Source organism: Comamonas sp. B-9 (assembly GCF_000410635.1).
Classification (GTDB): Bacteria; Pseudomonadota; Gammaproteobacteria; order Burkholderiales; family Burkholderiaceae_C; genus Comamonas.
In genome coordinates this window covers 1-902 of sequence record NZ_APCR01000383.1, presented here as the reverse complement: position 1 = coordinate 902, position 902 = coordinate 1, and the positions used below count along the sequence as shown (strand labels likewise).

Annotated in this window: 2 protein-coding genes and 1 pseudogene; all 3 read left to right on the top strand. The window is 69.3% G+C overall.

What is annotated here, in order from left to right; all coding sequences use genetic code 11:
* Positions 1-163: pseudogene (locus H928_RS31320) on the top strand (ATPase); the annotation flags it as partial.
* On the top strand, positions 160-423 hold the full coding sequence (locus tag H928_RS0104060) for a hypothetical protein (RefSeq protein WP_021025370.1): 264 nt from the start codon (positions 160-162) through the stop codon (positions 421-423). The pseudogene H928_RS31320 and the gene H928_RS0104060, both read left to right, overlap by 4 nt.
* Positions 420-902, top strand: a 483-nt coding sequence (locus tag H928_RS26045) for a DUF2840 domain-containing protein (protein ID WP_021025369.1), incomplete at its 3' end; no start/stop codon positions are given. The genes H928_RS0104060 and H928_RS26045, both read left to right, overlap by 4 nt.

The window sequence follows — 902 nt, the reverse complement described above, 5'->3', positions numbered from 1 at the left end:
GGCCGAGCAGCCGCTTCCTGCGCTGCGCGCGGAAGTGCATCAGCGCATCGTGTTTGCCGACAGCGTGGCCGCCGGCCGGCTTGCACGCGAGACGGCGCCAGACAGCGCCGCCGCGCGCGAAATCACCGCGCTGGTCGATGAACTGCTGCGGTGGCCGTCATGAGCACTCCTGCCAGCAAGCGCACGGGCAAGCGCATCGGCATCGGCGCTCGCCCGCCCGCGAATCCGCACGCCGAGGCGTGGATTCGCCAGGGCAGTGCCGATGACCTCCAGAAAGGCGACCTCTACACGGCCCGCCTGACCCTCGACATCACGCCCGCCATGCGGGAGCGCATCAAGGTATCGGCCTTCACGCAAGGCGTGACGGTGGCCGATCTGTTGCGCGCGCTGCTGGAGCGGGAATTCCCGGAGAAGTCCTCATGAACACACCCGCCTCGACGGCTTCGGCACCGCCGTCCATCCCGCCTGTCGGCGTGGCCGACGGCGTACCGCTGACGCGCGTTGCGCTCGCATACATCGACCAACGCTTCGACCTCTACCTGCGCTTCGGTGATCCTGCCCGCATCATCCGGTTCGACCGCTGGCGCCGCTGCGCGGTGTTCACGCCGAATGCGGTTCTCTGCCGCATCCGCTGGCAGGCCAACGACTACGGCACGATCCGCTGGCAGCTCATGGTGATGCAGGCGTGCATGCCGATGGATGGCGCGCAGCGCATCTCCGGCGTGCAACCTGGCGCGCGCCTCTTGCTGCACGCCGAGGGTGAGCAATCGGTGCGTGCCGTGCTGGCGCGCATCGACGCCATCGAGGCGCTGGGCATCACGCCTGTCGGCGTCTCGCCCGCGTACTGGCGCACGCTCGCCAACCGGCTCGCAGCGCACTTGCCGCTGCCCGAATACACCGCC